This window comes from Caulobacter sp. FG121 (assembly GCF_057809815.1).
Window position 1 is genome coordinate 673,499 of record NZ_JBMDKR010000001.1, and the last position, 24,671, is coordinate 698,169.

The 24,671-nt window shown below is 67.9% G+C and carries 20 protein-coding genes and 1 tRNA gene; 12 read left to right on the forward strand and 9 right to left on the reverse strand.

Features of this window, described 5'->3' with window-relative positions; genetic code table 11:
• Positions 1 to 35 precede the first annotated feature (35 nt).
• The 4 genes from ACODSL_RS03565 (at position 36) to ACODSL_RS03580 (ending at position 5,816) form a co-directional block, all read left to right on the forward strand.
• Positions 36 to 983 (forward strand): alpha/beta fold hydrolase, encoded by a 948-nt coding sequence (locus tag ACODSL_RS03565; protein WP_488899254.1) that lies wholly within the window; start codon positions 36 to 38, stop codon positions 981 to 983.
• 22 nt (positions 984 to 1,005) lie between these two features.
• Positions 1,006 to 2,079, forward strand: coding sequence for a mannose-1-phosphate guanylyltransferase (locus tag ACODSL_RS03570; RefSeq protein WP_488899255.1), 1,074 nt, complete (start codon positions 1,006 to 1,008; stop codon positions 2,077 to 2,079).
• Positions 2,080 to 2,202: 123 nt separating this feature from the next.
• On the forward strand, positions 2,203 to 4,620 hold the full coding sequence (locus tag ACODSL_RS03575) for a glycosyltransferase family 4 protein (RefSeq protein WP_488899256.1): 2,418 nt from the start codon (positions 2,203 to 2,205) through the stop codon (positions 4,618 to 4,620).
• A 50-nt stretch (positions 4,621 to 4,670) separates the two neighbouring features.
• The gene (locus tag ACODSL_RS03580) at positions 4,671 to 5,816 is read left to right on the forward strand and encodes a glycoside hydrolase family 130 protein (protein WP_488899257.1); all 1,146 of its coding nucleotides are present in this window, start codon (positions 4,671 to 4,673) and stop codon (positions 5,814 to 5,816) included.
• Between the two features lie 197 nt (positions 5,817 to 6,013).
• Here ACODSL_RS03580 and ACODSL_RS03585 read toward each other — a convergent pair whose 3' ends face one another.
• The 6 genes from ACODSL_RS03585 to ACODSL_RS03610 all read right to left on the reverse strand — a co-directional run bounded on the left by ACODSL_RS03585 (position 6,014) and on the right by ACODSL_RS03610 (position 13,354).
• Entirely contained in the window at positions 6,014 to 7,069 is a 1,056-nt protein-coding gene (locus tag ACODSL_RS03585) for a 2-oxoacid:ferredoxin oxidoreductase subunit beta (protein WP_488899258.1), read from the reverse strand.
• The gene (locus tag ACODSL_RS03590; protein ID WP_488899259.1) at positions 7,066 to 8,904 is read right to left on the reverse strand and encodes a 2-oxoacid:acceptor oxidoreductase subunit alpha; all 1,839 of its coding nucleotides are present in this window, start codon (positions 8,902 to 8,904) and stop codon (positions 7,066 to 7,068) included. Before ACODSL_RS03590 ends, ACODSL_RS03585 begins: the two co-directional genes overlap by 4 nt.
• Entirely contained in the window at positions 8,901 to 10,685 is a 1,785-nt protein-coding gene (locus ACODSL_RS03595) for an FAD-dependent oxidoreductase (RefSeq protein ID WP_488899260.1), read from the reverse strand. The genes ACODSL_RS03590 and ACODSL_RS03595 overlap by 4 nt, the downstream gene beginning before the upstream one ends.
• 148 nt (positions 10,686 to 10,833) lie before the next feature.
• Entirely contained in the window at positions 10,834 to 11,157 is a 324-nt protein-coding gene (locus tag ACODSL_RS03600; protein ID WP_488899261.1) for a hypothetical protein, read from the reverse strand.
• Between the two features lie 14 nt (positions 11,158 to 11,171).
• Positions 11,172 to 11,828: a peptidoglycan L,D-endopeptidase MepK gene (locus ACODSL_RS03605; protein WP_488899262.1), complete on the reverse strand. Its 657-nt coding sequence runs from the start codon at positions 11,826 to 11,828 to the stop codon at positions 11,172 to 11,174.
• Positions 11,825 to 13,354, reverse strand: a complete 1,530-nt coding sequence (locus tag ACODSL_RS03610) for a L,D-transpeptidase family protein (RefSeq protein ID WP_488899263.1) — start codon at positions 13,352 to 13,354, stop codon at positions 11,825 to 11,827. Before ACODSL_RS03610 ends, ACODSL_RS03605 begins: the two co-directional genes overlap by 4 nt.
• Before the next feature lie 419 nt (positions 13,355 to 13,773).
• Between ACODSL_RS03610 and ACODSL_RS03615 the strand changes: the two genes are divergently transcribed.
• From ACODSL_RS03615 to ACODSL_RS03635, 5 genes are all read left to right on the forward strand, one after another.
• On the forward strand, positions 13,774 to 14,148 hold the full coding sequence (locus ACODSL_RS03615) for a DUF983 domain-containing protein (protein WP_488899264.1): 375 nt from the start codon (positions 13,774 to 13,776) through the stop codon (positions 14,146 to 14,148).
• Positions 14,149 to 14,239: 91 nt separating this feature from the next.
• A complete protein-coding gene (locus ACODSL_RS03620; RefSeq protein WP_488899265.1) occupies positions 14,240 to 14,416 on the forward strand; it encodes a YegP family protein in 177 nt (58 codons plus the stop codon).
• A 65-nt stretch (positions 14,417 to 14,481) separates the two neighbouring features.
• Complete coding sequence (locus ACODSL_RS03625; protein WP_488899266.1) at positions 14,482 to 14,637, forward strand: DUF3309 domain-containing protein; 156 nt, start codon at positions 14,482 to 14,484, stop codon at positions 14,635 to 14,637.
• A 68-nt stretch (positions 14,638 to 14,705) separates the two neighbouring features.
• The gene (locus ACODSL_RS03630) at positions 14,706 to 16,037 is read left to right on the forward strand and encodes an MFS transporter (protein ID WP_488899267.1); all 1,332 of its coding nucleotides are present in this window, start codon (positions 14,706 to 14,708) and stop codon (positions 16,035 to 16,037) included.
• Positions 16,038 to 16,043: 6 nt separating this feature from the next.
• The gene (locus ACODSL_RS03635) at positions 16,044 to 16,754 is read left to right on the forward strand and encodes a DUF599 domain-containing protein (RefSeq protein ID WP_488899268.1); all 711 of its coding nucleotides are present in this window, start codon (positions 16,044 to 16,046) and stop codon (positions 16,752 to 16,754) included.
• A gap of 6 nt (positions 16,755 to 16,760) precedes the next feature.
• On the opposite strand, the gene ACODSL_RS03640 is transcribed toward ACODSL_RS03635, so the two are convergent.
• Together ACODSL_RS03640 and msrA are read right to left on the reverse strand one after the other, a co-directional pair.
• On the reverse strand, positions 16,761 to 17,102 hold the full coding sequence (locus ACODSL_RS03640; protein ID WP_488899269.1) for an MmcQ/YjbR family DNA-binding protein: 342 nt from the start codon (positions 17,100 to 17,102) through the stop codon (positions 16,761 to 16,763).
• The gene (msrA, locus tag ACODSL_RS03645) at positions 17,099 to 17,752 is read right to left on the reverse strand and encodes a peptide-methionine (S)-S-oxide reductase MsrA (RefSeq protein WP_488899270.1); all 654 of its coding nucleotides are present in this window, start codon (positions 17,750 to 17,752) and stop codon (positions 17,099 to 17,101) included. The genes ACODSL_RS03640 and msrA overlap by 4 nt, the downstream gene beginning before the upstream one ends.
• A gap of 117 nt (positions 17,753 to 17,869) precedes the next feature.
• Here msrA and ACODSL_RS03650 point away from each other — a divergent pair, with 117 nt between their 5' ends.
• The 3 genes from ACODSL_RS03650 (at position 17,870) to ACODSL_RS03660 (ending at position 19,905) form a co-directional block, all read left to right on the forward strand.
• A complete protein-coding gene (locus ACODSL_RS03650; RefSeq protein WP_488899271.1) occupies positions 17,870 to 18,820 on the forward strand; it encodes a tetratricopeptide repeat protein in 951 nt (316 codons plus the stop codon).
• Positions 18,790 to 19,758: a hypothetical protein gene (locus ACODSL_RS03655; protein WP_488899272.1), complete on the forward strand. Its 969-nt coding sequence runs from the start codon at positions 18,790 to 18,792 to the stop codon at positions 19,756 to 19,758. Before ACODSL_RS03650 ends, ACODSL_RS03655 begins: the two co-directional genes overlap by 31 nt.
• A gap of 57 nt (positions 19,759 to 19,815) precedes the next feature.
• Positions 19,816 to 19,905 (forward strand) — tRNA-Ser (locus tag ACODSL_RS03660).
• A gap of 382 nt (positions 19,906 to 20,287) precedes the next feature.
• Here ACODSL_RS03660 and ACODSL_RS03665 read toward each other — a convergent pair.
• The gene (locus ACODSL_RS03665) at positions 20,288 to 24,457 is read right to left on the reverse strand and encodes a DUF5979 domain-containing protein (RefSeq protein WP_488899273.1); all 4,170 of its coding nucleotides are present in this window, start codon (positions 24,455 to 24,457) and stop codon (positions 20,288 to 20,290) included.
• Positions 24,458 to 24,671 lie beyond the last annotated feature (214 nt).

Consider the following 24,671-nt stretch of genomic DNA (forward strand, 5'->3'; position numbering starts at 1 on the left):
GTTAGCCGTGGCGAGACGGATATGTGGAGATCACGTTGGCGCGCAAGCGACCCAAAGGCGTTCTGGAAATCGGCTGGGCCTGTTTCGAATCCGCGGCCACCGGCCGCTTCGAGCATGTGCCGATCCATGTCTGCTACGCCGAGGACACCGTTCGCCGCATCAACATAGAAGCCGGCGGCGGCCACGGCTGGCGCATCTCGGCCCTGACCACGCCACGCGACAAGCCTGCGCCGTGGAAGATCGTCGTCGTCACCGGCGCGCCCAGCTGGGCCGAATACTGGGCGCCGCTGCTGGCCGCACTGCCCGCCGATCGCGAGATGATCGTCGTCGACCGCCCCGGGTTCGCCGGAAGTGAACCGGTCGAGTACGTCGGTGACATCCGTGTCCAGGCCGCCGCGCTCGCGCCGCTGCTGGAGGCCGCGCCAGGGCAAAAGATCCTGCTCGTCGGCCAGTCCTATGGCGCCGCGATTGCCGCCCTCATGGCCGCCGCCGCCCCGAAGTCGCTCAAGGGTCTGGTCCTGCTGTCCGGCTATTTCGGCGAGTCCGGACCGACCGCCAGATGGCTGGTCGACTGGGGCTCCAAGCTTCTGCCGTTCATCCCCCGCGACCTGAAGAACGCCGTCCGGGAGGTCGCTGGTCAGCGCGCCCAGCTCGAGCATCTCCATGCGGCGCTCGATGGCGTGCGGGTACCGCTGCATATCCTGCACGGCGACGCCGACGACTTCGCGCCGATTGAAACGGCCGAGCGGTTCCATGATCGCCTCGGGGCGCACCGCACCGCCAGGGCGCGGTTCCGGCGTGTTCCAGGCGCCGACCACTTCCTCAACGACGGCCCGCCGGAAGCGCTGATCGCCCTGCTGGAAGAGTGCCTGCCCGCGCCGACAGCGCTCGATCGGCTGCGAGCGAGCGTGGCGACTTCATGGTTGAACTTTTCGTCGACTATACCTTTAAATGTATCTCGCCTGATCACCCGCACCGGGTGAGGGCGGCTTGAGTGGGTGACCAATGCTCTATCCCGTGATCATGAGCGGCGGGTCCGGCCAGCGTCTCTGGCCCGCGTCGCGTCCCCATTTCCCCAAGCCATTCATTCCGTTGGTGGGCACGCGTTCCACCTTCGATGAGGCGCTGGACCGCAGCCAGGCTTTGCCCGACGCCGCGCCGGTGACGGTCGTCGCCGGCCGCGCGCACGCGCCGGCCATCCGGCGGGCGTTGCAGCGGGCGGGCGGCGGCGGTCTGCTGGTGCTGGAGCCCGAGGCCCGTGACTCCGCGCCGGCCATGGCCGCGGCAGCGCATCTGATTGCGGCCGGGGACCCGGAAGGGGTCATCCTGTTCCTCGCTGCGGACCACCACATTCCTGACAGCCACGCCTTCGCCGAAGCCGTTGGCCTCGCGGAACGGCATGCCCGTGATGGCTGGATCGTCACCCTGGGCGTCCAGCCGGACGGTCCATCGACCGCCTATGGCTATATCCGTCCTGGTGACGCGCTGGGCGGCATCCACCGGGTGGCGGCCTTTGTCGAAAAGCCGGATCTCGCCAACGCCGAGCAATTCCTCCGGGACGGATATCTGTGGAACAGCGGCATGTTCATCACGCGCGCGGACACCTTCATATCCGAGCTCGAGCAGCATGCTCCCGAGGTCAATGACGCCGCCCGGCTGGCCGTCGAACAGGGCGACCACGAGGCGCATCAGGTGACTTTGGGTGGCGCATTCAACAGGGCCCCGAAGATCTCGATCGACTACGCGGTGATGGAAAAGACCGACCGCGCCCTGGTCGCGCCGGCGCGTTTCGCCTGGTCGGATCTCGGCGCCTGGAACGCGGTTCTGGCGGCTTCCGAACGTGACGCCAGCGGCAACAGCGCGGCCGGCGAAGTCGTGCTCGAGAACGTCGAGGGATGTCTGGTACGTGCGGGCCAGGGCATGACCGTTGTGGTCGTGGGCGGCCGAAACCTGGCGGTGATCGCAGACCGGGAAGCGGTGATGGTCTGCGATCTCGACTCCTCCGACGGCCTGAAAGCCGCTGTCGAACGCGCCTCGCAGATGGGCCTGCCGGCGCCCGGCCCGCTCCTGGTGAGCTAACCCGACCACGCAACCGTGAGCGGATGCGGCGCATCCAACCGGGGCTCTTTTGCGTTGCGGTATGAACGGGCGGCGGACGGGCCGCTGTCTCCGGGATCCGCCATGTATCGTTCGACTGTTCCCATGCCTCCCCTCACGCCGGCCGGCGACCCCGCCGGAGTGAAACGCGTCGTGCTGATCGGCAGCTTTCCACCCCGCCGCTGCGGGATCGCGACCTTCACCTGCGATGTACATGAGGCGTTGAAGGCCGCCGCGCCGGGTATCGACTGCCAGGTCGTGGCCATGACCGATGAGGGTCAGGCCTACGACTACGGCCGCGACGTCATGCTGCAGGTTCGCCAGAACAGCGCGGCTGACTATCTCGAGGCCGCGCGGCGGATCAACGAGGCCGCGCCCGACGCGGTCTGTGTCCAGCACGAATTCGGTCTGTTCGGCGGCCCGGCCGGCGAGCACCTGATGCTGATGCTGGATGCTGTCCAGGCGCCGGTGACGACGACCCTTCATACCGTGCTGACCCACCCGGACGCCGACCAGCGCCGGGTCTTCAATCGTCTGATCAAGCGATCAGCCCGGATCATCGTCATGGCGGAGCGTGGCCGGACCATTCTCACCGACGTCTGGAATGTGCCGCTGTCGAAGATCGTCGTCACGCCTCACGGCGCGCCGGACCGCCCCCTGATCGACACCGCGGCCCCCAAGGCCCGCCTTGGCCTCGATGGCCGTGAGGTGATGCTCACCTTCGGCCTGCTCTCGCCGGGCAAGGGCCTGGAAACGGTGATCCAGGCGTTGCCCGAGATCGTCAAATCCCGCCCCGACGCCCTCTATGTGATCCTCGGCGCGACCCATCCTCATCTGATCGCCCGGGAAGGCGAGGCCTATCGCGAGGGCCTGTTCGACCTGGCCCGGCGGCTGGGCGTCGGCGATCACGTACGGTTCCATAACCAGTACGTCGACACGCCGCTGCTGCTCGACTGGCTGTCGGCGGCCGATCTCTATGTCACGCCCTACCTCAACGAGGCGCAGATCACGTCGGGGACGCTCTCCTACGCCGTGGCCCTTGGCAAGGCGGTGATCTCCACGCCCTACTGGCATGCCCAGGAACTACTGGCCGATGGCCGTGGCGTGCTCACCCCCTTCAACGACCCGGACGCCCTCGCGACGGCGGCCGTCGCCCTGCTTGAAGACCCCGAGCGTCTGAACGCCCTGCGGCAGCGCGCCTGGGAGGCCGGGCGAGAGACGCTCTGGAGCCGGCTCGCCGAGCGGTACCTTGAAGTCTTCAGCGACGCCCGCGCGACGCGTCCGCCGGCCCGCGCCGCCAGCGCCGAACCGCGCAGTTTCGCGCCGCAGGCTCTCCCGCGTCCCGCGCTCGGCGGCGTTCGCCGTATGACCGACAGCGTGGGCATGCTCCAGCACAGCATCCATGACGTGCCGGACCGGAACCACGGCTACTGCGTCGACGACAACGCCCGGGCGCTTCTGCTGATGCACCGGTTGAGGGCTGTTGGGATCCAAACGGCCGAGACCCATGCCCTGGCCGAAACCTACGCCGCCTTCGTCCAGCACGCCTGGAATGACGGTGCGGGGCGGTTCCGCAATTTCATGGGCTATGACCGGACCTGGCTCGAGGACGTCGGGTCGGACGACAGCGTCGCCCGCGCCTGGTGGTCGGTGGCCGTCACCGCCTCCGAGGCCGGCTCCCCAGCTCTGCGCCAGTGGGCGCGGGCGCTGGCGCTGCGCATCACCGGCCACCTCGACAGCTTCACCGCCCTGCGCACCTATGCCTTTCTCGTCCTGGGCCTGGCGAGCCTGGTGCGCGCGGAACCTTCGTTGGGCCGCGAGCGCGAACTGCTGGAGCGGCTGGCGGGCGGCCTGGCCGGCGTGCTTGACGGACGGGAGGCCGGAGACTGGTGCTGGTTCGAGGACGGCCTGACCTACGACAACGCGCGTCTGCCCGAAGCCCTGCTGCGGGCGGGGCAGGTTCTCGACGACGAGCGCCTGGTCACGGCCGGTCTCCGGTCCCTCGAATGGCTGTGCGCCATGCAGACGGGGGTCAACGGCGTCTTCCGCGCCGTCGGCACGGCCAATTTCGGCAAGCCGTTCACCGTCGAGGCTCCGTTCGACCAGCAGCCCCTCGAGGCGGCCGCCACGGTCGACGCCTGCGCGGCGGCCTTTGCGGCGAGCGGGGATTCCCGCTGGGTGAGCGAGGCGCGGCGGGCGTTCGACTGGTTCCTCGGCAGAAATGACCTGGGCGTACCGCTCGGCGATCCGCTCACGGGCGACTGCTACGACGGCCTGACCCCGACAGGACCCAACCTCAATCGGGGGGCGGAGTCGGTTCTGTCCTTCCAGCTGGCCGCCTGCGCCATGCTGGCGCTTGAGACCGTCGCCCGGCCGGGACCCCGCCCCGCCGCCAAAGCCCAAACAGAAGGCCAGCCTGCTGAACGATGCCCAACCTCCTCCACAGCGACCTTCGACTCCCCCCCAACCCGGCGCGGGTCGTTATCCGCCCGTTCCACATCGCTCCAGAGTCCGGACCGCTAGCGCCGGGCGCGGTCTCCCGGCCCCGCCGCATCGTCGACGCCGTGCTGGCCATGGACATGCGCACCTGCGAGGCCGAACTGGCGCTGGTGAACCGGGATTTCGGCGACCGGCACTGGCAGACGCGCGGCGTCCATCTGGAGCGGTATGGGCAGATCAAGGCCCTGCTGGGCCTGAAGCCCGGCCTGCGCGAGACGCGAAAGGCGCTGATCGGGGCGTACTTCTGCCATGAGTACAGCTACGCCAGCGCCGCCCTGACCAATCCGAGCATCACGCCTCATCCGGACCAGTCGGGTCTGATCGGCGGCGCGGTGCGGATCGTGCTGTCGATGCGGGCCGTCGGCGAGGGGCACATCTCCTCGATCGCCTTCCGCGAAGGGATTGTGACACCCGACGGCGGAATCCAGCTGCTGGCGGAGCCGCGCGTGGCCATGGCGGCCCACGCCTGCAATCCGCCGCCCGAGGGCATTCCCGAGGGGCCGATCTGCGCGACCCGCTACGACGAGGCCTCACTGTCCGGCACGGTGATCTTTCCCTTCACCCAGGCGCAGCGGAACGGTCTTGAGGACCTGAGACTGGTCCGGTTCACCGACGAAGGCGGAGCGCCTGTCTGGTACGGCACCTATACGGCCTACAGCGGCACGGCGATCGCCTCGGAGATGCTGGTCACGCGCGACTTCCGGACGTTCGAGCTGATGCCGATGCGCGGCTCCGCGGCGCGCAACAAGGGCATGGCCCTGTTTCCTCGCAAGATCGGCGGCCAGTACGCGATGATCGGTCGGCAGGACGGCGAGAACATCTGGTTCCTGCGCTCCGATGACCTGCTGGAGTGGAACGGCGGCGAGAAGATCATCTCCCCGCGCTTTCCCTGGGAACTGGTCCAGATGGGCAACTGCGGCTCGCCGATCGAGATCGACGAGGGCTGGCTGCTGCTGACCCACGGCGTCGGGGCCATGCGCAAGTACTCGATCGGCGCGGTGCTGCTCGACAAGGAGCATCCGACCAAAGTGTTGGGCCGGATGACCGCGCCGTTGATCTCGCCATCGGACGAGAACCGCGAAGGCTATGTGCCGAACGTGGTCTACACCTGCGGGGCGTTGGCGATCGGCCGGCGGCTGCTGATCCCCTACGGCGTCGCCGACAGCTCGATCGCCTTCTGCTCGGTGGACATCAACGAGCTGGTGGCGGAGCTGGTCTAAATCTTCCTCTCCCTCTTGGGAGAGGGGGACCACCCGAAGGGTGGTGGAGTGGGAAGCGCCACACCCGTCATCGCCGGACTTGTTCCGACGACCCATGAACTCGACGATTCAAGCCCCTGAGCGGCCCCTATCGTGTGCATGGGTCCTCGCGACGAGCGCGAGGAAGACGGCGGTTTGGAAGGCCTGCAAGACCTACCCTACCGCAGCGCCGCGTTGACCTTGTCCAAGGCAGCCGAACCCGGCGTAAGTTCGCTGTTCGACAACGCGTTCAGCGGGCGATGCACGGTGTTGAGGGCATCGTGCAGGTCCTCGGCCTCCGGGTCGACGTAGAGCAGGCCGGTCACGATCTCGCCGACGGCCTGGCGCTCCTGCAGATAGGACATCGCCCTGACGCGGTCGGTCGCGTCGTAGTCGGCGGCCACCTTGCGCAGCAGCAGCGTCGAGCCGTCATGCTGGGCTACCTCGACCAGCGAGCCCGGCTCGTAGGAGGTGGTGATCGGCGCCCGGCCGAGCAGGACGTCAAGCTTGTTGACCGCCTCGTTGTGCTCGCGCACCCAGTCGAAGCTCTTGGTCGAGCCCTTGTGGTTGTTGAAGGCGATACAGGGGCTCAGCACGTCGATGAAGGCCGCGCCCTTGTGGGTCAGGGCCGCCTTGATCAGCGGCACCAGCTGGTCCTTGTCGCCCGAGAAGCTGCGGCCGACGAAAGTGGCCCCCAGCTGCAGGGCCAGGGCGACGAGGTCGATGCCGCTGTCGGAGTTGACGACGCCCTTCTTGGACTTGCTGCCCTTGTCGGCCGTGGCCGAGAACTGGCCCTTGGTCAGGCCGTACACGCCGTTGTTCTCCACGATGTAGGCCATGTTGACCCCGCGCCGCATGGCGTGGGCGAACTGGCCCAGGCCGATCGAGGCGCTGTCACCGTCGCCGGAGACGCCAAGGTAGATCAGCTCGCGATTGGCCAGGTTGGCGCCCGTCAGCACCGACGGCATCCGACCGTGGACGGTATTGAAGCCGTGGCTGGCGCTGAGGAAATAGTCAGGCGTCTTGGACGAACAGCCGATGCCCGACAGCTTGGCCAGGCGGTGCGGCTCCAGGTCGATCTCGAAACAGGCCTGGACGATGGCGGCGCTGATCGAGTCGTGGCCGCAGCCGGCGCACAGGGTGGAGACCCGGCCCTCGTAGTCGCGCCGCGTGAAGCCCAGCTTGTTGGTCGACAGGGACGGGTGATGGAACTGCGGCTTGACGATGTAGGTCATTGGGCCATCTCCCCGGCGGCGTTCACATCGACCGCGCCCATACCCCTGGCCAGTTCGGCCTGGATGAAGCGGGCCGTGATCGGCGAGCCGTCGTAATTGAGAACCTTCACCAGCCGCGCCGGATCGACGCCGCCTTCGTTGATCAGCAGCGAGCGAAGCTGGGCGTCGCGGTTCTGTTCGACCACGAACACCAGCTCGTGGCCGGCGATGAAGTCGAACACCTCGCCCGGGAACGGGAAGGCGCGCACCCGCATTGCGTCGACTGCCAGGCCGCGCGCCTCGAGCCCGGCCAGAGCCTCGTCCATCGCCGGCGAGGTCGAGCCATAGTAGATCACGCCGTAGGCGGTCTGCTTCGAGGCCTTCTTCAGGACCGGGGCCGGCACGAGCGACTTGGCCGTCTCGAACTTGCGCAGCAGCCGTTCCATGTTGTCGACATAGACGGCGCCCTCCTCGCTGTAGCGGGCGTAGGGGTCGCGCGAGGTGCCGCGGGTGAAATAGGCGCCCTTTGACGGATGGGTCGCCGGCAGCGTGCGCCAGGGAATCCCGTCACCGTCGACGTCCTTGTAGCGGCCGAAGTCAGCGCCGGCCTCGAGCATGTCGGCCGTCATGACCTTGCCGTGGTCGAGGACCTTGCTGTCATCCCACTTGAAGGGATCGATCAGCCACTCGTTCATGCCCATGTCGAGGTCGAGCATGACGAAGATCATCGTCTGCAGGCGGTCGGCGAGGTCGAAGGCCTGGGCCCCCATCTCGAAGCATTCGTTCGGACCTTCCGGCAGCAGCAGCACGTGCTTGGTGTCGCCGTGGCTGGCGTAGGCCGCCGAGAGGATGTCCGACTGCTGGGTGCGGGTCGGCATGCCGGTCGAGGGGCCACCGCGCTGGACGTCGAAGATCACCGCGGGGATCTCGGCGAAGTAGCTGAGACCGATAAACTCCTGCATCAGCGAGACGCCGGGGCCCGAGGTGCAGGTGAAGGCCCGCGAGCCGTTCCAGCCGGCGCCGACGACGATGCCGATCGAGGCGATTTCGTCCTCGGCCTGGACGATGGCGTAGCGCGCTTCCTTCGTGTCCGGGTCGTGGCGCAGCTTCTTGCAGTAGTCGATGAAGCCTTCGGCCAGCGAGGTCGAGGGCGTGATCGGATACCAGGCGCAGACCGTCGCGCCGCCGTAGACCGCGCCGAGGGCCGCGGCCGTGTTGCCGTCGACGAAGATACGGTCGCCCACGGCGTCGGCGCGCTTCAGCTGCAGGCCGAGCGGCTTCAGGTTGGCCTTGGCATGGTTGAAGCCGATGCTCATGGCCTCGATGTTGGCCGGAATCAGAGCTGGCTTGGAGGCGTATTCCTCGGCCAGCAGCGCCTCGACGACATCCTGCTCGATGCCCAGCAGATAGGTCAGAGCGCCGAGATAGATGATGTTCTTCAACACCTTGCGCTTTGACGGCTCGACATAGGCCGCGTTGCACAGGGCGGTCAGCGGGATGCCGACGACGGTGATATCCTCGCGGAACTTGCTGGCCGGCATCGGTTTGGTGGAGTCGTAGAACAGGTAGCCGCCGCTATCGATCTCGGCGATGTCGCGGTCCCAGGTCTGCGGGTTCATGGCGACCATCAGGTCGACGCCGCCACGACGGCCGAGCCAGCCGTTGCCGCTGACGCGGATCTCGTACCAGGTCGGCAGGCCCTGGATGTTCGACGGGAAGATATTGCGGGCCGCCACCGGCACGCCCATGCGCAGGATCGCCTTGACGAACAGACCATTGGCCGAGGCCGAGCCCGAGCCGTTGACGTTGGCGAACTTGACCACGAAGTCGTTCGTGGCCTGGATCTGACGGGTCATTTCGAGCACCCCCCGCCCGCGTGGGTCATTTCGATGACGAACTTCTGCATGTCCCAGGCGCCCGTCGGGCAGCGCTCGGCGCAGAGGCCGCAGTGGAGGCAGACGTCCTCGTCCTTCACCAGCACCCGGCCGGTCGGCAGGGATCCGGAGATGTAGAGGTCCTGCGTCAGGTTGAGCGCCGGAGCCTTGAGGCGGGGCCGTAGCTCCTCCTCTTCGCCGTTGACGGTGAAGGTGATGCAGTCCGTCGGGCATATGTCGACGCAGGCGTCGCACTCGATGCAGAGCGGCTCGGCGAACACGGTCTGGACGTCGCAGTTCAGGCAGCGTTGGGTCTCGGCCCAGGAGCGTGGGCCATCGAAGCCCAGCTCGACCTCGGCCTTCACGTCGGCCAGGGCCTCCGCGATCGGCAGCAGCGGCACCTTCTGACGGTCCTCGGGGGAGACGTCGTTGTCGTAGCTCCACTCGTGGATGCCCATCTTCTGCGAGGAGACGAGCACGCCGGGCGGCGGCCGCAGGCGCAGGTCCGTACCGCGGCAGAAATGGTCGATCGAGATCGCCGCGTCATGGCCGTGGGCCACGGCCCAGATGATGTTCTTGGGCCCGAACGCGGCGTCGCCGCCGAAGAAGACGTTCCGCAGGCTGGACTGGAAGGTCGCCTCGTCGACGACCGGCATGCCCCACTCGTCGAAGGTCAGGCCGATGTCGCGTTCGATCCAGGGGAAGCTGTTCTCCTGGCCGATGGCCACCAGGACGTCGTCGCATTCGAAATGCTGGTCGGGGTCACCCGTCGGCTTCAGCGAGCGGCGGCCCTTCTCGTCATAGACCGCACCGACCTTCTCGAAGGTCACCCCGGTCAGCTTGCCGTTTTCGTGGGTGAAGGCCTTGGGGACGAGGAAGTCGTGGATCGGGATGCCCTCGTGCTGGGCGTCTTCCTTCTCCCAGGGCGAGGCCTTCATCTCGGCGAAGCCGGAGCGGACGACGACCTTCACGTCCTCGCCGCCGAGGCGGCGCGAGGTGCGGCAGCAGTCCATGGCGGTGTTGCCGCCGCCGAGTACGATGACGCGCTTGCCGATCTGGTCGATGTGACCGAACGAGACGCTGGAGAGCCAGTCGATGCCGATGTGGATGTTGGCGGCGGCTTCCTGCCGGCCCGGGACATCCAGATCGCGGCCGCGCGGGGCGCCGGTGCCGACGAAGATCGCGTCGTAATCTTCCTTGAGCAGCGCGCCCAGGCTCTCGACCCGCTCGCCGAGCCGCATCTTCAGACCGAGGTCGGTGATGAAGCCCATCTCTTCGTCGATCACGCTTTCCGGCAGGCGGAAGCGCGGGATCTGGCTGCGGATCATGCCGCCGGCCTTGGCGTCGGCGTCATAGACGGTGACGCTGTAGCCGAGGGGGGCGAGGTCGCGGGCCACCGTCATGGCGGCGGGGCCGGCCCCGACGCAGGCGATCTTCTTGCCGATCTTCTGCGTCGGCGCGCTCGGCATGCGGGCGGCCACATCGCCCTTGTTGTCGGCCGCGACCCGTTTGAGGCGGCAGATGGCCACCGGTTCCTCGTCGACCCGGCCGCGGCGACAGGCCGGCTCACAGGGTCGGTCACAGGTCCGTCCGAGGATCCCCGGAAAGACGTTGGACTTCCAGTTGACCATGTACGCGTCGGCGTGACGGCCTTGGGCGATAAGACGGATGTACTCGGGCACAGGCGTATGGGCCGGACAGGCCCACTGACAATCGACGACCTTGTGGAAGTATTCCGGCGCCTCGGTGTTCGTAGGCTCCAACGCGTAGAACTCCTCTCCCCCCGCTCCCGTGTCTGAGTGAGAAAGGCCGTCCCTGCTACTGAGGGACTGCTCCGCCCTACGCCCGCACAAGATGCTCGAACATTTGTTTTAACCCGCGTCGCGTGGCCTATCCAGCCTCTCGCGGCGATTATTCGCCGGAGGGCGCCGGAGCGCGGGACGTCATGCCGGACGCCGCTGCATCGTCGGCCATCTGGTCGTCCGTGGCCGGATCGAGTCCGGCATCATGGCCGGCAGGAACCGCGACCGCCTTCGGCGCCGGTGCGGCCGGCGCCGGCAGCGCAGCCGGATCGGCCGCGGCGGCCGTGGTCGCCGCGTCGTCGGCCACCGTTCGGGTGTCGGCGCCGTCGCCGGAGCCCGCGTTGAGGAACAGCAGAGCGCCGAGCGTCAGGGCGACGCCGAGCAGCAAGCCCACCAGCAGCCAGAACCAGCTACCCCCCGATTTCTGAGCCATGATCCTTGATCCCCCTACGTGCCCTGCCAGGTCCTGACCGGGCCGATATCAACATGAACAAACGCCGAGTCGGCATAGTAGCCGACGCCGCCACCCTGCAAGGCCAGCGCGGCGTCGCGGAAGCCGGTCAACGATACGTCGTTGAGACGAACATCCATCGCCTTGCCTTCCATATGAAGACTTTTCTTCGCCACCTGGGTGGAGCCGTTGGTCGCCGCGCTCTGATCGCTCAGCATCTGATTGGTTTCGGGCGAACGGAAGGCGGAAATGATCCGGTACGGCTCCTTCGAGCCGGTCAGCGACTGCAGCGTGAACAGGATGTCCAGCAGCCGCACGTCGATCGGGTGGACCTCCAGCGAGCGGAAGTCGCGCAGGTGCTGGTTGATGGCCGTCAGCGCGTCCCAGACATACCTTCCGTCTTCCCAGTAGACCGCCTCGAGGTTCTGACCGGTATGCAGGTGGTGGAACTTGAGGTGACGCGGACCGGGCGGCGGCGGCGTCAGCGGGACCGGCGACAACAGGAAGTCCGGATAGGCGTCTTCCGGATCGTCGCGCGGGCCTGCCGGGGCCGGATCGGCGGAGGCCGGCGCATCCTGCGCACGGGAGGTGGCGGCCGCGCCGGCGGTCAGCCCGGCGACGCCGAGCGACAGCAGCGCGCGCCGCCCGATCAAGCGATGCGCCCCTGGGCCGCGATCCGCTGGATCAGCAGGGTGTCCCATCCGTAGGGATCCTGGCGGAAGTTCACCTGCCCGTCCGGCGTGACGTAAGCGGTCCAGTACAGCAGAAATACAGCCACCGGCCGGGCGACCGGCGCGCGCGTTGTCTTGCCGCCGGCGATGGTCGCGTCGATGGCTTCGGGCGTCCAGACAGGGTCGCCTTCCATGATCGCGCGGGCGAGCGCGAGCGGCCTTTCAAGCCGCACGCAGCCGTGACTGGCCGTGCGCGAATAGCGAGAGAAGCCACCCTTGCTGGGCGTGTCGTGCAGATAGACAGCGTAGGGATTGGGGAAGTCGAACTTGATCAGCCCCAGAGCGCTGCCCGGGCCCGGCCGCTGCTGCAGGCCGCCGCCAGGCAGGATGCGGAAGCCGGCGCTGGCGAGGTAGGCGCGGCCCTTGGGCATCAGTTCCTTGGCGGCGATGCCGGCCGGGACGTTCCACGGCGGGTTCAGCACGATGCTGTCGATGGTCGAGGTGAGCAGGGGCGTTTCGCCGCCGTTGGGCCTGCCCGTCACCGCGCGCATCGACAGGGTCGGCTGGTCGCCCTTGAACAGGGTCAGGACGCCCGCCGCGACGTTCACCTGGACCCGATCCGCCGGCAGGGTGCGCGGCAGCCAGCGCCAGCGCTCCATATTGGCGACGATCTGGTCGATGCGGCGTTGAACCGGAATGTTGAGCGCGGCGCGGGTGGCCTCGCCCACCACGCCGGACGGCTCCAGCCCCATACGTTTCTGGGCGCGACGCACCGCGTCGGCGAGCGCTTCGTCAAAGAGCGGCTGTCCCGGAACGACCGCGGAAACCGGCGCCGGCGGCTGCCCGGGCGCGGTCGGCGCGGCGAGGGTCGCCGGGGCCGCGGGGACGGCCGGGGTCCGCGCGACCTGAGCCGGAGTCGCGGGATCCTCGATCGCCAGCCTGGCGCGGAGGGCCTCAACCGCGAAGCCGGTGGAGCCGACCTTCAGGTCCGGCCCCGCGGGCAGGATCTGCCAGCCGCCGCGCTCGCGGATGGTGCGATAGGTGACGAGGCCCTTCTGCAGGGTTTCGTAGCCCGGATAGTCGGGGGGCAGGCTCTTCAGCCAGGCGTCGACCTGGTTGTCATAGACCGCGCGGGCAAGGCCGGCGCGGGCGTCGAACGGCTGCGGCCTCAGGCCCCAGTCATCGCGGAATCCGGAAGCCGCGAGGCGGCCGGTGCGGACCGCCCTGGCGTAACGGAGCGTCGCGTCGATCAGCGCCGCATCGCCGGATCCGCCCGGAGCGAACTCGCCGGGCTCGAAGCCATGGCGGTCGGAGTCGGCCAACGCCTGCCGCAGCAAATCGGCTTGGGCCGGCGTGAGGGTGATCGGCGCCGAGGGGGAAAAAGCCGGTGCAGGCGTCGGCCGCGCAAAGGCCGGTGACGTCGACTGGGCCAGCGCAGGCGACAGCGCGCCCACGATAAAGGCTCCGACCAGACCAGCCGTGGCGATCCTGCGCGTCAGATGCGACATCGAGCCCGTACGTCCCTTCGTTCCCAGCGACCGAACCCTAGCAGAGCATTTGACGGTTCGCGCATCGTTGTCGCCCCTGACACGAAAAGAGATCGCGGGTGTTGCAGTCTCGTCTGTAGCGAGGATCGGCGATCGCCGGCTCAAAGCCGGGTCGGCGGCCCACCCAGGGGCTGCAATCGACCCTTCCGGAACGGCGTCTGCGCTCGGTAGCGCGGGAAGCGGCATGTTCTGACCCGACTGACGCAACGCGCATCCATCCTTCTGCGACCTACTGTAGCCCGACGGCGCGGGAGGGGGAGAGGCCTTGCCGCCCCTGATGACAACGCCGCCCAGCCTGTCCTGTTGCCATGCGCCTTTGTCGCGGGATTATCCGTCCCGGGAGTCTCGCAATACGGCGAGACATGGCCCATATGGTCGGCATGACCGACACCGCCCCGACGCGCCCGCTCATGACCGGCCTCCTGCGGGGGCTGCGCCATCGTTGCCCCAACTGCGGCGAAGGCAAGCTCTACCGCGGTTACCTCAAGATCGCGCCGGCCTGTGAGGCCTGCGGTCATGACCTGAGCGCCTATCGGGCCGACGACGGCCCGGCCTATTTCACCATCCTGCTGGTCGGACACCTCGTCGTGGCGCCGATGTTCTTCTTCCGCTTCATGTGGGAGGCGTCGCCCTGGGTGATCGTTCCGGCCGCACTGGGCGGGCTGACGGCGCTGATCCTGGCCCTGCTCCCGCGGATCAAGGGCGCCTTCGTCGGCGCGCTCTGGGCGATCCGCCCGGCCCCGGCGCACGGATAGATTTCCTCACGCGTTTGTGGCCGCGGGCCAGATTGACCCGCCCGGCCGGGGCACGGAAGCTGGCCGGACCGACCGCAATGGAGCGCGCCCGATGGCCCACAAATTCGAGATCTACAAGGACAAGGCCGGCGAGTTCCGCGTCCGGTTCAAGTACAATGACGAGGTGATGTTCTCGACCGAGGGCTACAGTTCCAAGGCCGCCGCGCAGAACGCCATCGCCTCGATCAAGAAGAACGGCCCCGATGCCCCGACCGAGGACAACAGCTAGGCTGGAACCCGGCGCCGCCTCCAAGGATTGTGTTCCTGAAACAACGGCTGTTCAGGAGACTTCCCATGCTCGGCACCATTCTCATCGTCGTCCTTATCCTCGCTGTGATCGGCTCACTGCCGACCTGGGGTCACTCGCGGTCATGGGGCTATCTCCCCAGCGGCGGTCTCGGCCTCGTGCTGGTGATCCTCATCATCCTGTATCTGATGGGCCGGCTCTAGGCTCAGCGGCCTTTCCCTGAACCCACACCCCGCCTAACCTCCGGACCGGAAACGGTTCGGGGGACGGCATGGCGGTGACGGAAACAGGGGTCCTGGACGAGACGCCCAAGGGCCCCACACCGCCGATGACGGCCGGCCAGCGCCTGCGGGCCATTCTCGGCGGTTCGGCCGGCAATCTGGTCGAGTGGTACGACTGGTCGACCTACATCTTCTTCACCGTCTATTTCGCCAGCCACTTCTTCCCCGCCGGCGACCAGACCGCGCAGCTGTTCAAGGCCGCCGCGGTATCGGCCGTGGGCTTTCTGGCGCGACCGCTCGGGGCGTGGCTCATGGGCGCCTACGCTGACCGCGCCGGTCGCCGCGCGGCCCTGACGCTGTCTGTCGCGATGATGTGCCTGGGCAGCCTGATCATCGCCCTGTGTCCGACCTATGCCCAGGTCGGCGCCCTCGCGCCGGCGATCCTCCTGGGCGCCCGCATCCTGCAGGGGCTCTCCGTCGGCGGCGAGTATGGCGCGAGCGCCACCTACCTGTCCGAGGTCGCCGGCGCGAAGCGGCGCGGCTTCTGGTCCAGCTTCCAGTACGTGACGCTGATCGCCGGCTCCCTGTCGGCCCAGGGCATGGTCGTGCTGCTGCAGAACGTCCTGCCGGAAGCGGACCTGAAGGCGTGGGGCTGGCGGATCCCGTTCTTTATCGGGGCCGTGCTGGCCGTGGTGGTGTTCTGGATCCGCAGCGGCATCCACGAGAGCCAGGGATTCGAGAACGCGAAGGCCGAGGGCGAGAACCGCGGCCGGACCATGCTGCTGTTCGTCAAACACCCGCGCGAGACCGTGATGGTCATGGGCCTGACCGCCGGCGGCTCGCTCGCCTACTATGTCTACACCAGCTACATGCAGAAGTTCCTGATCAACACCTCGGGCTTCTCCAAGGCCGTCGCCAGCGAGATCATGCTGGGGGCGTTGTTCTGCTTCATGTTGATGCAGCCGCTGTTCGGCCTGCTGTCGGACCGGGTCGGACGCAAGCCCCTGCTGCTGTTCGCGTTCGGCGGCGGAATGCTCGCCACCTGGCCATTGATGACCGCCATCGCCGGAACCACCAGCGTCTGGACGGCCTTTGGCCTGATCATGGTCGCCCTGACCTTCCAGTCCGGCTACAGCGCCATTTCCGGCCTGTTCAAGGCCGAGATGTTTCCGGCCCACATCCGCGCGCTCGGCGTCGCCCTGCCCTACGCCATCGCCAACTCGCTGTTCGGCGGGTCGGCGGAGTCGGTCGCCTTGGGCTTCAAGGCGGCCGGGCATGAAAGCCGGTTCTACCTCTATGTCAGCGTCATCCTCGCCGTCGGCCTTCTCACGGTCATCCTGATGCCCGACACCCGCAAGGCCAGCCTGATCAAGGAAGACTGATCCGCCATGCCCGCCGCCGACATCGCCGCCCTGGCCTTCTTCGCCGTCTGCTGGCTGTTCTATGAGCCGCTGCTGAAGATGGTCTCGCGCGGCGGGGTTCTGAACAGCGACATGACCATCATTCGCGGCGCCTGGATGGCCCAGATGGCGCGGCGCGAGAGCCGGTTCATGGATGGCCAGCTGCTCGGCCACGCCCTCAATTCCGGAAGCTTTTTCGCCTCGTCCAACCTGCTGCTGATCGCGGCCGCGGCGGGGGTGCTGTTCGGCGGAGAAGGCTCCTTCGCCAAGGTCTCGAGCCTGCAGCTGATCCAGACCTCCAGCCGGATGCTGTTCGAGCTGCAAATGGCGGTGATCGTGCTGGTGCTGGCGCGGGGTCTGCTGGCCTTCATCTGGTCGATCCGCCAGATGAACTACTGCCTGACCATTTTCGGCGCGACGCCAGAGGACCAGAACGCCGATCCGGCCCTGCGCGACGCCTTCGCCGAGGCCGGCGGCGCTGTGCTCAATCCGGCCCTTTCGGCGTTCAACGCCGGGGTGCGCGGCTACTATTTCGCGCTGGCGGCGGCGGCCTGGATGTTCGGCCCGATCCCGCTGACCATCGCCACGGTCGGCGCCGTCGGTCTGCTGGTCTGGCGTCAGAGCCGGTCACCGGCCGCCCGGGCCATCCGCAAGCTGCGGGCCGTGCTGGAAGCGCGGGAGAATCGGGGGCAGGACTAGCAGTCCCTAGATCCCCAGCTCGCTCCGAAGCTTCTTCGTCAGCTTGGCGGCGATCAGGCCGTGGGCCGACCGCAGCCAGCCCGTCACCTCGGCTTCGTCCTGGGCGGCGAGGTCCGCGAACCAGACCCATTTCGCCCGCGCCAGATAGGGCGCCGGCTTGCCCGGCCCCGTCTGCGTCAGCACCTCGAAAGCGATGTCGCTGGCCTTGAAGCTGAAGGTGTCGTCAGGGGGGCTGTAGACCGCGAACATCCTGCCGCCGACCTTGTAGACGTCGTGTTCCTCCCACGGATGATCCATGGTCACGCCCGGCAGGGCGCGGCAGACCTTGTCGAAGGCCGCCGGCGTCACGCCCCGACGCCGACGCCGATAGGGCAGGTGACGCCCGTGCCGCCGATGCCGCAGTAGCCGTTCGGGTTCTTGGCCAGGTACTGCTGGTGATACTCCTCGGCGTAGTAAAACGGTCCGGCCGGAGCGATCTCGCTGGTGATGGGCCCCATGCGTACACGCGCCAGCGCCTGCTCATAGGCCGCCTTCGACGCGGTCGCCGCGGCGGCCTGGGCCTCGTTCAGCGTATAGACGCCCGAGCGGTACTGGGTGCCGATGTCGTTGCCCTGGCGCATGCCTTGGGTCGGATCATGGTTTTCCCAGAAGGCCTTGAGCAGGGTCTCGTAGCTGACAACCTTGGGGTCAAAGACCACCAGCACGGCCTCGGTGTGGCCCGTTCGGCCGGAGCAGACCTCCTCGTAGGTCGGGTTGGGCGTGGCGCCGGCGACGTAGCCGACCGCTGTGCTCCAGACGCCGGGGATCTGCCAGAAGATCCGCTCGACACCCCAGAAACAGCCCATGGCGAACACCGCCTGCTCCAGGCCCTCGGACCATGGGCCCTTCAGGGGATGGCCATTGACGAAATGCGCCCGCGCGGTGGGCATTTCCTGGCTCCGGCCCGGCAGGGCGTCGGCGGCGGTGGGGATTTCCAGGGTCTTCTTGGCGAACAGCATGGCGTCCTCGGCGATCTGAAGTCCCCAAGATAGGGACAGGCGAGTCCAATTTCACGACCTGACGGACAATCATTGTTATGTCAGGCTCAAAAGACGAGATCACGCGGAGGAACAACGATGGTCCGTTTCAGACATGTCGCCCTGATCGGCGCGATCGCCTTGTCGTTCGTCGCGGGCGGCGCGCTCGCCTCGGGCGGCGGAGGCGGTGGCGGCGGGGGCGGCGGCGACATGGGCTCTTCCGGCCCGCAGTACGATCCTGTCGCCGAGTACCAAAAAGGCGTCGCCGCCCTCCAGGCGAACAAGTGGAAGGACGCCGAACGCGCCTTCCAGCACGTCACCGAGGCAGCCCCCAAGGCGCCGGAGGGCTGGTTCCTCCTCGGTTTTTCCAAGGCCGGCCAGGGTGACCTGAAGGGCGCCCGCAAGGCCTACGAGAAGGCCGCCAAGCTCAAGCCCGACGACATCGACACGCGCCGCGAACTGGCGCTGACGCTGGTGAAACTGGGCGACACCGAAAAGGCCAGCGCCGAGCTCACGGCCCTGAAGGCGCGCGACGCATCCTGCGCAGGAAAGTGCCCGGAAGCCGCCGCGCTGAAGACCGCCGTCACCCGGGTCGAGGCGGCCATGGCCGCCGTCGCCAGCCCGGCCGCCGCCGCAGCCCCGGCGCCGGCCGCGACCTCGTCGCTGTTGCTGGGCGATCCGGCGTCGGGCGACCGCGCCTATGTCGCCGCCGTCAGCCTGATCAACGAGCACCGCTGGACCGACGCCCTCGCCGCCCTGGACAAGGCCGGCCGCGCGGTGGGCCCGCACCCGGACATCTTCACCTATCGGGGTTACGTCCTGCGCCGCATGGGTCAGCTGGACGCCGCGGAGGGCTGGTACAAGGCCGCCCTGGCCATCGCCCCGACCCATCGCGGCGCCACCGAATACTACGGTGAGCTGAAGGTGCTGCGGGGCGATATCCCGGGCGCGAAGGTCATGCTGTCCCGTCTGGAAAAGCAGTGCGTCTACGGCTGCCCGGAAGCTGAGGAGCTGCGCCGTTGGATCGAGGCCGGCGGACAGCCGCTCTAGTCATCGCGCTCGCCCTCGGGGGCCTCGCCGCGTCGGACGCCCCGCCGCTGGCCGAGATGCGCTGGCTGGCGCCCGGCGCGGGGGCGATCACGATGCTCGGGCTGCAGCCTTCGGAATGCCTTGCCGGCGGACCTGGCGGACCAGGCGTGTTCGACGCGATCCTCAGCGTCGAAATTGGCCGCGCGGCCTTTCGTTCACCCCTCACGCTCGGCGGCCAGGCGGCGCGGGCCGGCGTGTCCTGCGAGACCTGCCACCGCAACGGCCGCACCAACACCCTGTTCCAGTTCCCGGGCGTGTCGGGCGCGCCCGGCACGGCCGACGTGACCTCGTCCCTGTTCAGCTCCCACCGCGGCAATGGCGTCGACGATCCGAGGCCCATCCCCGACCTGGGCGGCCCCCGATCTGGACGAAAGGTGTCCCGCGATCCAGCGTCTCCCGCTCTGGAGACCTTCCTCCACGGCCTTGTGACGGAGGAGTTCGACGGGCCAGAGCCCTCGCCCGCTGTCCTGAAAGGCCTCGCCGACTACATCCGGGCCATCGACCCGGACGCCTGCGAGGCGGAGCCGGGCCCGCTCACGGCCTACGACTACTACCTTGACGCCTATCGCGCCGTCGTGGCCGCCAGGCAGACCCTCGCAAAACGGGACGAGGCCACGGCGATCGCCATGCTGGACGCGGCTCGCACCCGTCTCGGCCGGCTCGATGAGCGGTACGCCGGCCTTGCCCGCAGCCAGACCGCTCTACACCAGGCCAGCGCGGACCTGGCCGATATCGAGACCCTGATCCGCAATCATGACCCCGCCGCCGACGGGCGGATCGGCGACTGGTTCACGGCGTCGGCTGCCGTCTGGCGCACGCTAAACTGGGATGCGCCGCGCTCCCTTTTCAATCCAAAGCGCCTCGCGGCCAGTGCGCGCTTGCCTGAGGGGGGTCGATGAGTATATTCCGCGCCTTCCTGCGCCGGGGGCTTTGACCAGCCCCTGACCGATGGTGCTGGTGAGGTGGCCGAGTGGTCTATGGCGCACGCTTGGAAAGCGTGTGTAGGTTAACGCCTACCGTGGGTTCGAATCCCACTCTCACCGCCAGCCATTAAGTGCTTGTTTTCATTGGCTTTTTAGACCCGTGAATAGTCACGGAACTTCCGTCGGTTACGCGAACTGGAAGCCCCAAACCGGCCTTCTCCGTCGCCTCGGAGAGGCCGTTTTGGGCCGCCATCCAACGCCCATTCTCCGCCTGAAAATACCGCAGTAGGTTTTTCGAGACCATGGGTCCGCGGGAGAGCGGTTGAATCCAGCTCGCCAGGCGGCCATTCGCGACCAACCCTGGTTGGGCGGGCAGCCATAACCCGGGGCTGCTTCATTGGCTGGCCACCTCCCGTATGGGCCGCGAGCCGAGCGGCGTTCCATGTCCTGGATGAGCCGGCGGCGCAGGAGTGTGGTCGAGAGCGATTGCAACCGACCCACACTCCTACCCGTCGATCGGCACGCAGGATGGTCCGGCGGCCACCGGCGCGGTGAGGCGGGCGCAGTTCGCCGACGGCATCACCGCGTGGGCGAGGTTCATGGTCAGCACCACATCGACCCATTGGCCCACGCCGAGACTCACATTGCCCGTGCAGGTGATCGGCGCGCTGGTTCCGGTGCAGCCCCATCCCGCCGGCAACGGCGCGATCAGCACCGTCGCCCCCGGAAACTGCGGCAGGCCCTGGAAGTTTACCGAGTCCGTGAAGGTGACCGGTCCTGAATAGGCGGCCGTGCCGATATTCCTTATGCGAATACGGAACACGCAGGGGTTGGTGATCCCCGCCACCGGGCCGCAATCAAGATCAACGAACTTCTCGACCGACAGACTGGGCCCCGCCGCCTTTTCACAGACAAACTGGTTGGTCACGGTGACCTCGTTCATCCCCGGCGCGAGCGTCAGCGGACTGGGTGAGATGATCGGCGTCGCCCAGTGTCCCCCGCCCGTCGGACAGGGCGCATAGGCGATGATCCCCGGCGGCGGCGTTTCCGTCGTGGTGCAGACCGCGCCCACCGAACTGCCGGTGTATCCCGCGATCGGCGCGATGCCATTGGCCGGCACATAGGTGGGGCCGCCGCCGGTCTGGTTGCCCAGAACACAGCTGTGGTTGACCGTGAACGCATTGCCGAAGGTCAGTCCGGTCAGCGGGAAGCCGCCGCCAGGCGCGCTGCTCAGCACCACCTTGCGGAACCGTAGCTTCGTCGGCTGGTAGTTGCCGAAGACCACGTTCGTCGTCTGGCCGTTGACGACCGTGACCGGCCTGTGCGGCGGACTGGGACCGCCCGGATCGGAATTGCTCCAGCCCGTCTGCGGCGCCTCGAAAGCCTGGTAGGCGCCGGGCGGCAGGGTGAAACAGACCTGACCACTGGCGTTGGTGGTTCCCTGGGCGATGACCGCGCCGGCGCCATTGCGGATGGACATCTGCCAGCCGGCCATGGGCGCCTCGCCGACGTCCTTCTGACCGTTGACGTTCAGGTCATTGTACTTGGTCACGCAAACCTGGCCGGTCGGCGGCGTGGTCTTGCGGTTGCCGAAGGCGACCAGGGCGACTTGACCGCTGGCCACGACGACCGTGACCTGTGGGACGGTTCCGCCGGGCGTGGTGCTGACCCAGCCGGGCTTCATCGTCTCGGAGATCGTGTAGGTCCCGGGGGTCAAGGTCTTGGGTGTGCACCACTGGCCATTCTGGTCATTCGTGCTCCCCGTCAGGGGGCCGGAGGGACCGGCGAGGCTGAACTGCCACCCGCCGAGGTACGGCTCGCCCGTCTGCCTTGCACCATCGCCGTTCAGGTCATTGAACTTGACCACGCAGATTCCGCCCGGCGTCGGCGGGGCGAGACGGTTGCCGAAGGTGACCGTGGTGGTCTGGCCGCCGGTGACGGCCGTGAGCCTCTGCGGCGGGGTCCCGCCCGGGGTGGTGCTGACCCAGCCCGGCTGCAGCGTCTCGGTGACCGTGTAGGATCCCGGCGGATAGTTCTGCGGCGTGCACCACTGGCCCGTCCCGGCGGCGGTGAAGCCCGACTGGGTTCCGTTGGGCCGGACGATGCTGAACTGCCAGCCGCCCAGCAGCGGCTCGCCGGCCTGCTTCACGCCATCGCCGTTCAGGTCGTTGAACTTGACCACGCAGATGCGCCCGTACGTCGGCGTGGTCTGGCGGTTGCCGAACAGCAGGTTGTTTGTCTGCCCTTCGACGATGGTGAAGATCTCATACTTGAAGGCGCCCGGCGTCCCTGGATCAGTATTGATCCAGCCGGGGACCGGCGTTTCCAGCACCATGTGCTGATTGCTCGGGGGCAGGTCCACGCAGACCAGTCCCGAGGCGTCCGTGGTCAGGGTCACATCCCAGATGGTCGCCGAGGACGTCCCCTGGAACCGGAAGGTGAAACCGGCCAGGGGCGGCTCGCCGGGGTCGCGCTGTCCGTTGCCGTTCAGGTCGTTGTATTTGGTGACGCAGGCTTGGCCGGCCCTCATGTTGCCGAAGTGGAGATCGGCGCCGAGCGTCGGGGAAACGGACGCGGTCTTGTCATAGGGCGGCGACGCGTTCGGCGGCCCCGCTGGATCGGTAGTCACCCATCCAGGTTGCACCATCTCCGTGACGGTGTAGGCGCCGGTCGGAAGATTGGCCGCCGAGCACCAGCGTCCCTGGGCGTCCGTGGTCGCGGTGGCGACCAGCACGCCGGTGCCGTTGCGCACTTCGAAGGTCCAGCCCGGCAGGGTCGGTTCGCCAGCGTCCCAGCGTCCGTTCTTGTCCAGGTCATGATACTTGTTGACGCAGACCTGACGAGCCTGGGCCAGGGCGTTGCCGAAGTCCAGGTTCACCGTATTGCTCATCACCACGGCCGTCCGCTGGGGCGTGGCCCCGCCGGGTGTCACGCTCGTCCAGCCGGCCTGCATGGTCTCGACCACGGTGTAGGTTCCCGCCGCCAGGGTGGCCGGCGTGCAAGCCTTGCCGTTCGCCCCGGTCGTCAGGGTCAGCGGCGCTGACGGTCCGGTGACGGTGAACTGCCAGCTGGCAAGCAAGGGCGCGCCAAAGCCGCCGCTACTGTTGCCCATGCTCCGGTATTTGACGACGCAGATCTTGCCGGTGGATGGCGGCATCCGGTTGCCGAACTTGACGTTCGCGGTCTGGCCGGCGACCAGGCTCAGCGCCTTGGTCGGCGTGGAGCCGCCGGGATCGGTGTTGAACCAGCCGGGTTGCGGGGTCTCGGCAACCGTCACCGCGCCCACGGGCAACGGTTGGGTGGTGCACCACAGGCCCTGGGCGTCGGTCACGCCGGAGTCGATCACGACCCCCGACGCGTTCTTCACGCTGAAGGCCCAGCCCGGCAGCGCCGGCTCACCGGTGTTGCGCACGCCGTTGCCGTTCAGGTCATTGTATTTCGTGACGCAGACGCCCGGCGTGCGGTTGCCGAAATCCACGTTGGCCGCCTGGCCGGCCACAAGGGTGATGGCCTTGGTGGGCAAGGCGCCGCCGGGGCTGGTGCTGGTCCATCCAGGCTTTGGCGTCTCGAAGATGGAGTAGCCGCCGGCCGCCAGGGCCGAGGGCGTGCAGAACTTGCCTTGAGCGTTGGTGGTCCCGAACGCGATCATGGCCCCGGCGCTGGTCTTCACACTGAAGATCCAGCCGGGCAGTAAGGGCTCGCCGGGGTCGCGCAGGCCGTTGCCGTTCAGGTCATGGTACTTGGTGACGCAGATGCTGGCTGTCGGCGGGGGCGCGTTGCAGACGAACTTGTTGGTCACTGTGACGACATTCACGCCGGGCGCCATGACTAGCGGCTGCGGCGAGATGACCGGCGGCGCCCATTGCCCCGCGCCCGAAGGACAGGGCGTCCAGGCGAGAGAGCCTTGCGGCGGGGTCTCGGTGAACGTGCAGACGGCGTTGACCGGAATGTTCACGTGGCCCGGAATCGGGAACGTCGCGTTCGGCAGTACGTCCGTCACATTGGTATAGCTCTGGCCACCCAACACGCAGCTGTGGAAAATCTCGAACATTGTGCCGAACGTCAGCCCGGTGAGCGGATAGCCGCCGCCCGGCGCATTGCTCAGCACCACCTTGTGGAAGCGTAGTTCGGTTCCGGCCTGGGGCGTGGGCGGCGGCGGTCCCCGCCCGGGCCCGGGCCGGGGCGGCGGTCCGCTGGCCCGGCCGCAGCGATCACCCGCGCAGTTGCCGAACAGAACGACCACCGACCTGTCCGCCGGCAAGGTGACGCTCTTGGTATTCTGCGAGGGCGCGCCCGGTTCGGTGTTCACCCAGCCCGCGCCGGACGCTTGACCGACCCGATAGACCCCGGGCGGCAGCCGCCGCTCGTTGCAGAACCGACCCTTGGCGTCGGTCTGGCCCTGGCCGGCAGGGGCGCCCGCCGCGGAAACGATGGTGAAATTCCAGCCGGGCAGCGGGCCCTCGCCGTTGTCGCGCGCACCGTTGGCGTTGGCGTCGTTGTAGGTCTGGACACAGATGAAGCCCCGACGAGACCGGTCGTAGCCGTCCTTCAGGGCGAGCAGGCCGCCGACGATCTGGCCGACATTGGGTCCGTCGTCGGGGCTCCCCCGGCCGCCGGGGATGTCGATCCGGACCTGCGCGAGCGCGCTAGCGCCCCACAGGCCCAGACACAGCAAGATGCTCGCTAGAAGCCACCGTCCGAACACACGCATTGTGGAAAGACCCCGCCTGCTCGGAACAGGCGCTTACGCGCTGATAGAGTCAAACATCTCGTCCGCAGGCCAAGGTCATCACGCGCCGGGTGAATACCGGAGAACGCAACTCCGCGACCTTGGCTGTCGATGGACGCGGTATCGAGATCAGCACGAATTCCGGAGACAGGCTCGCGAC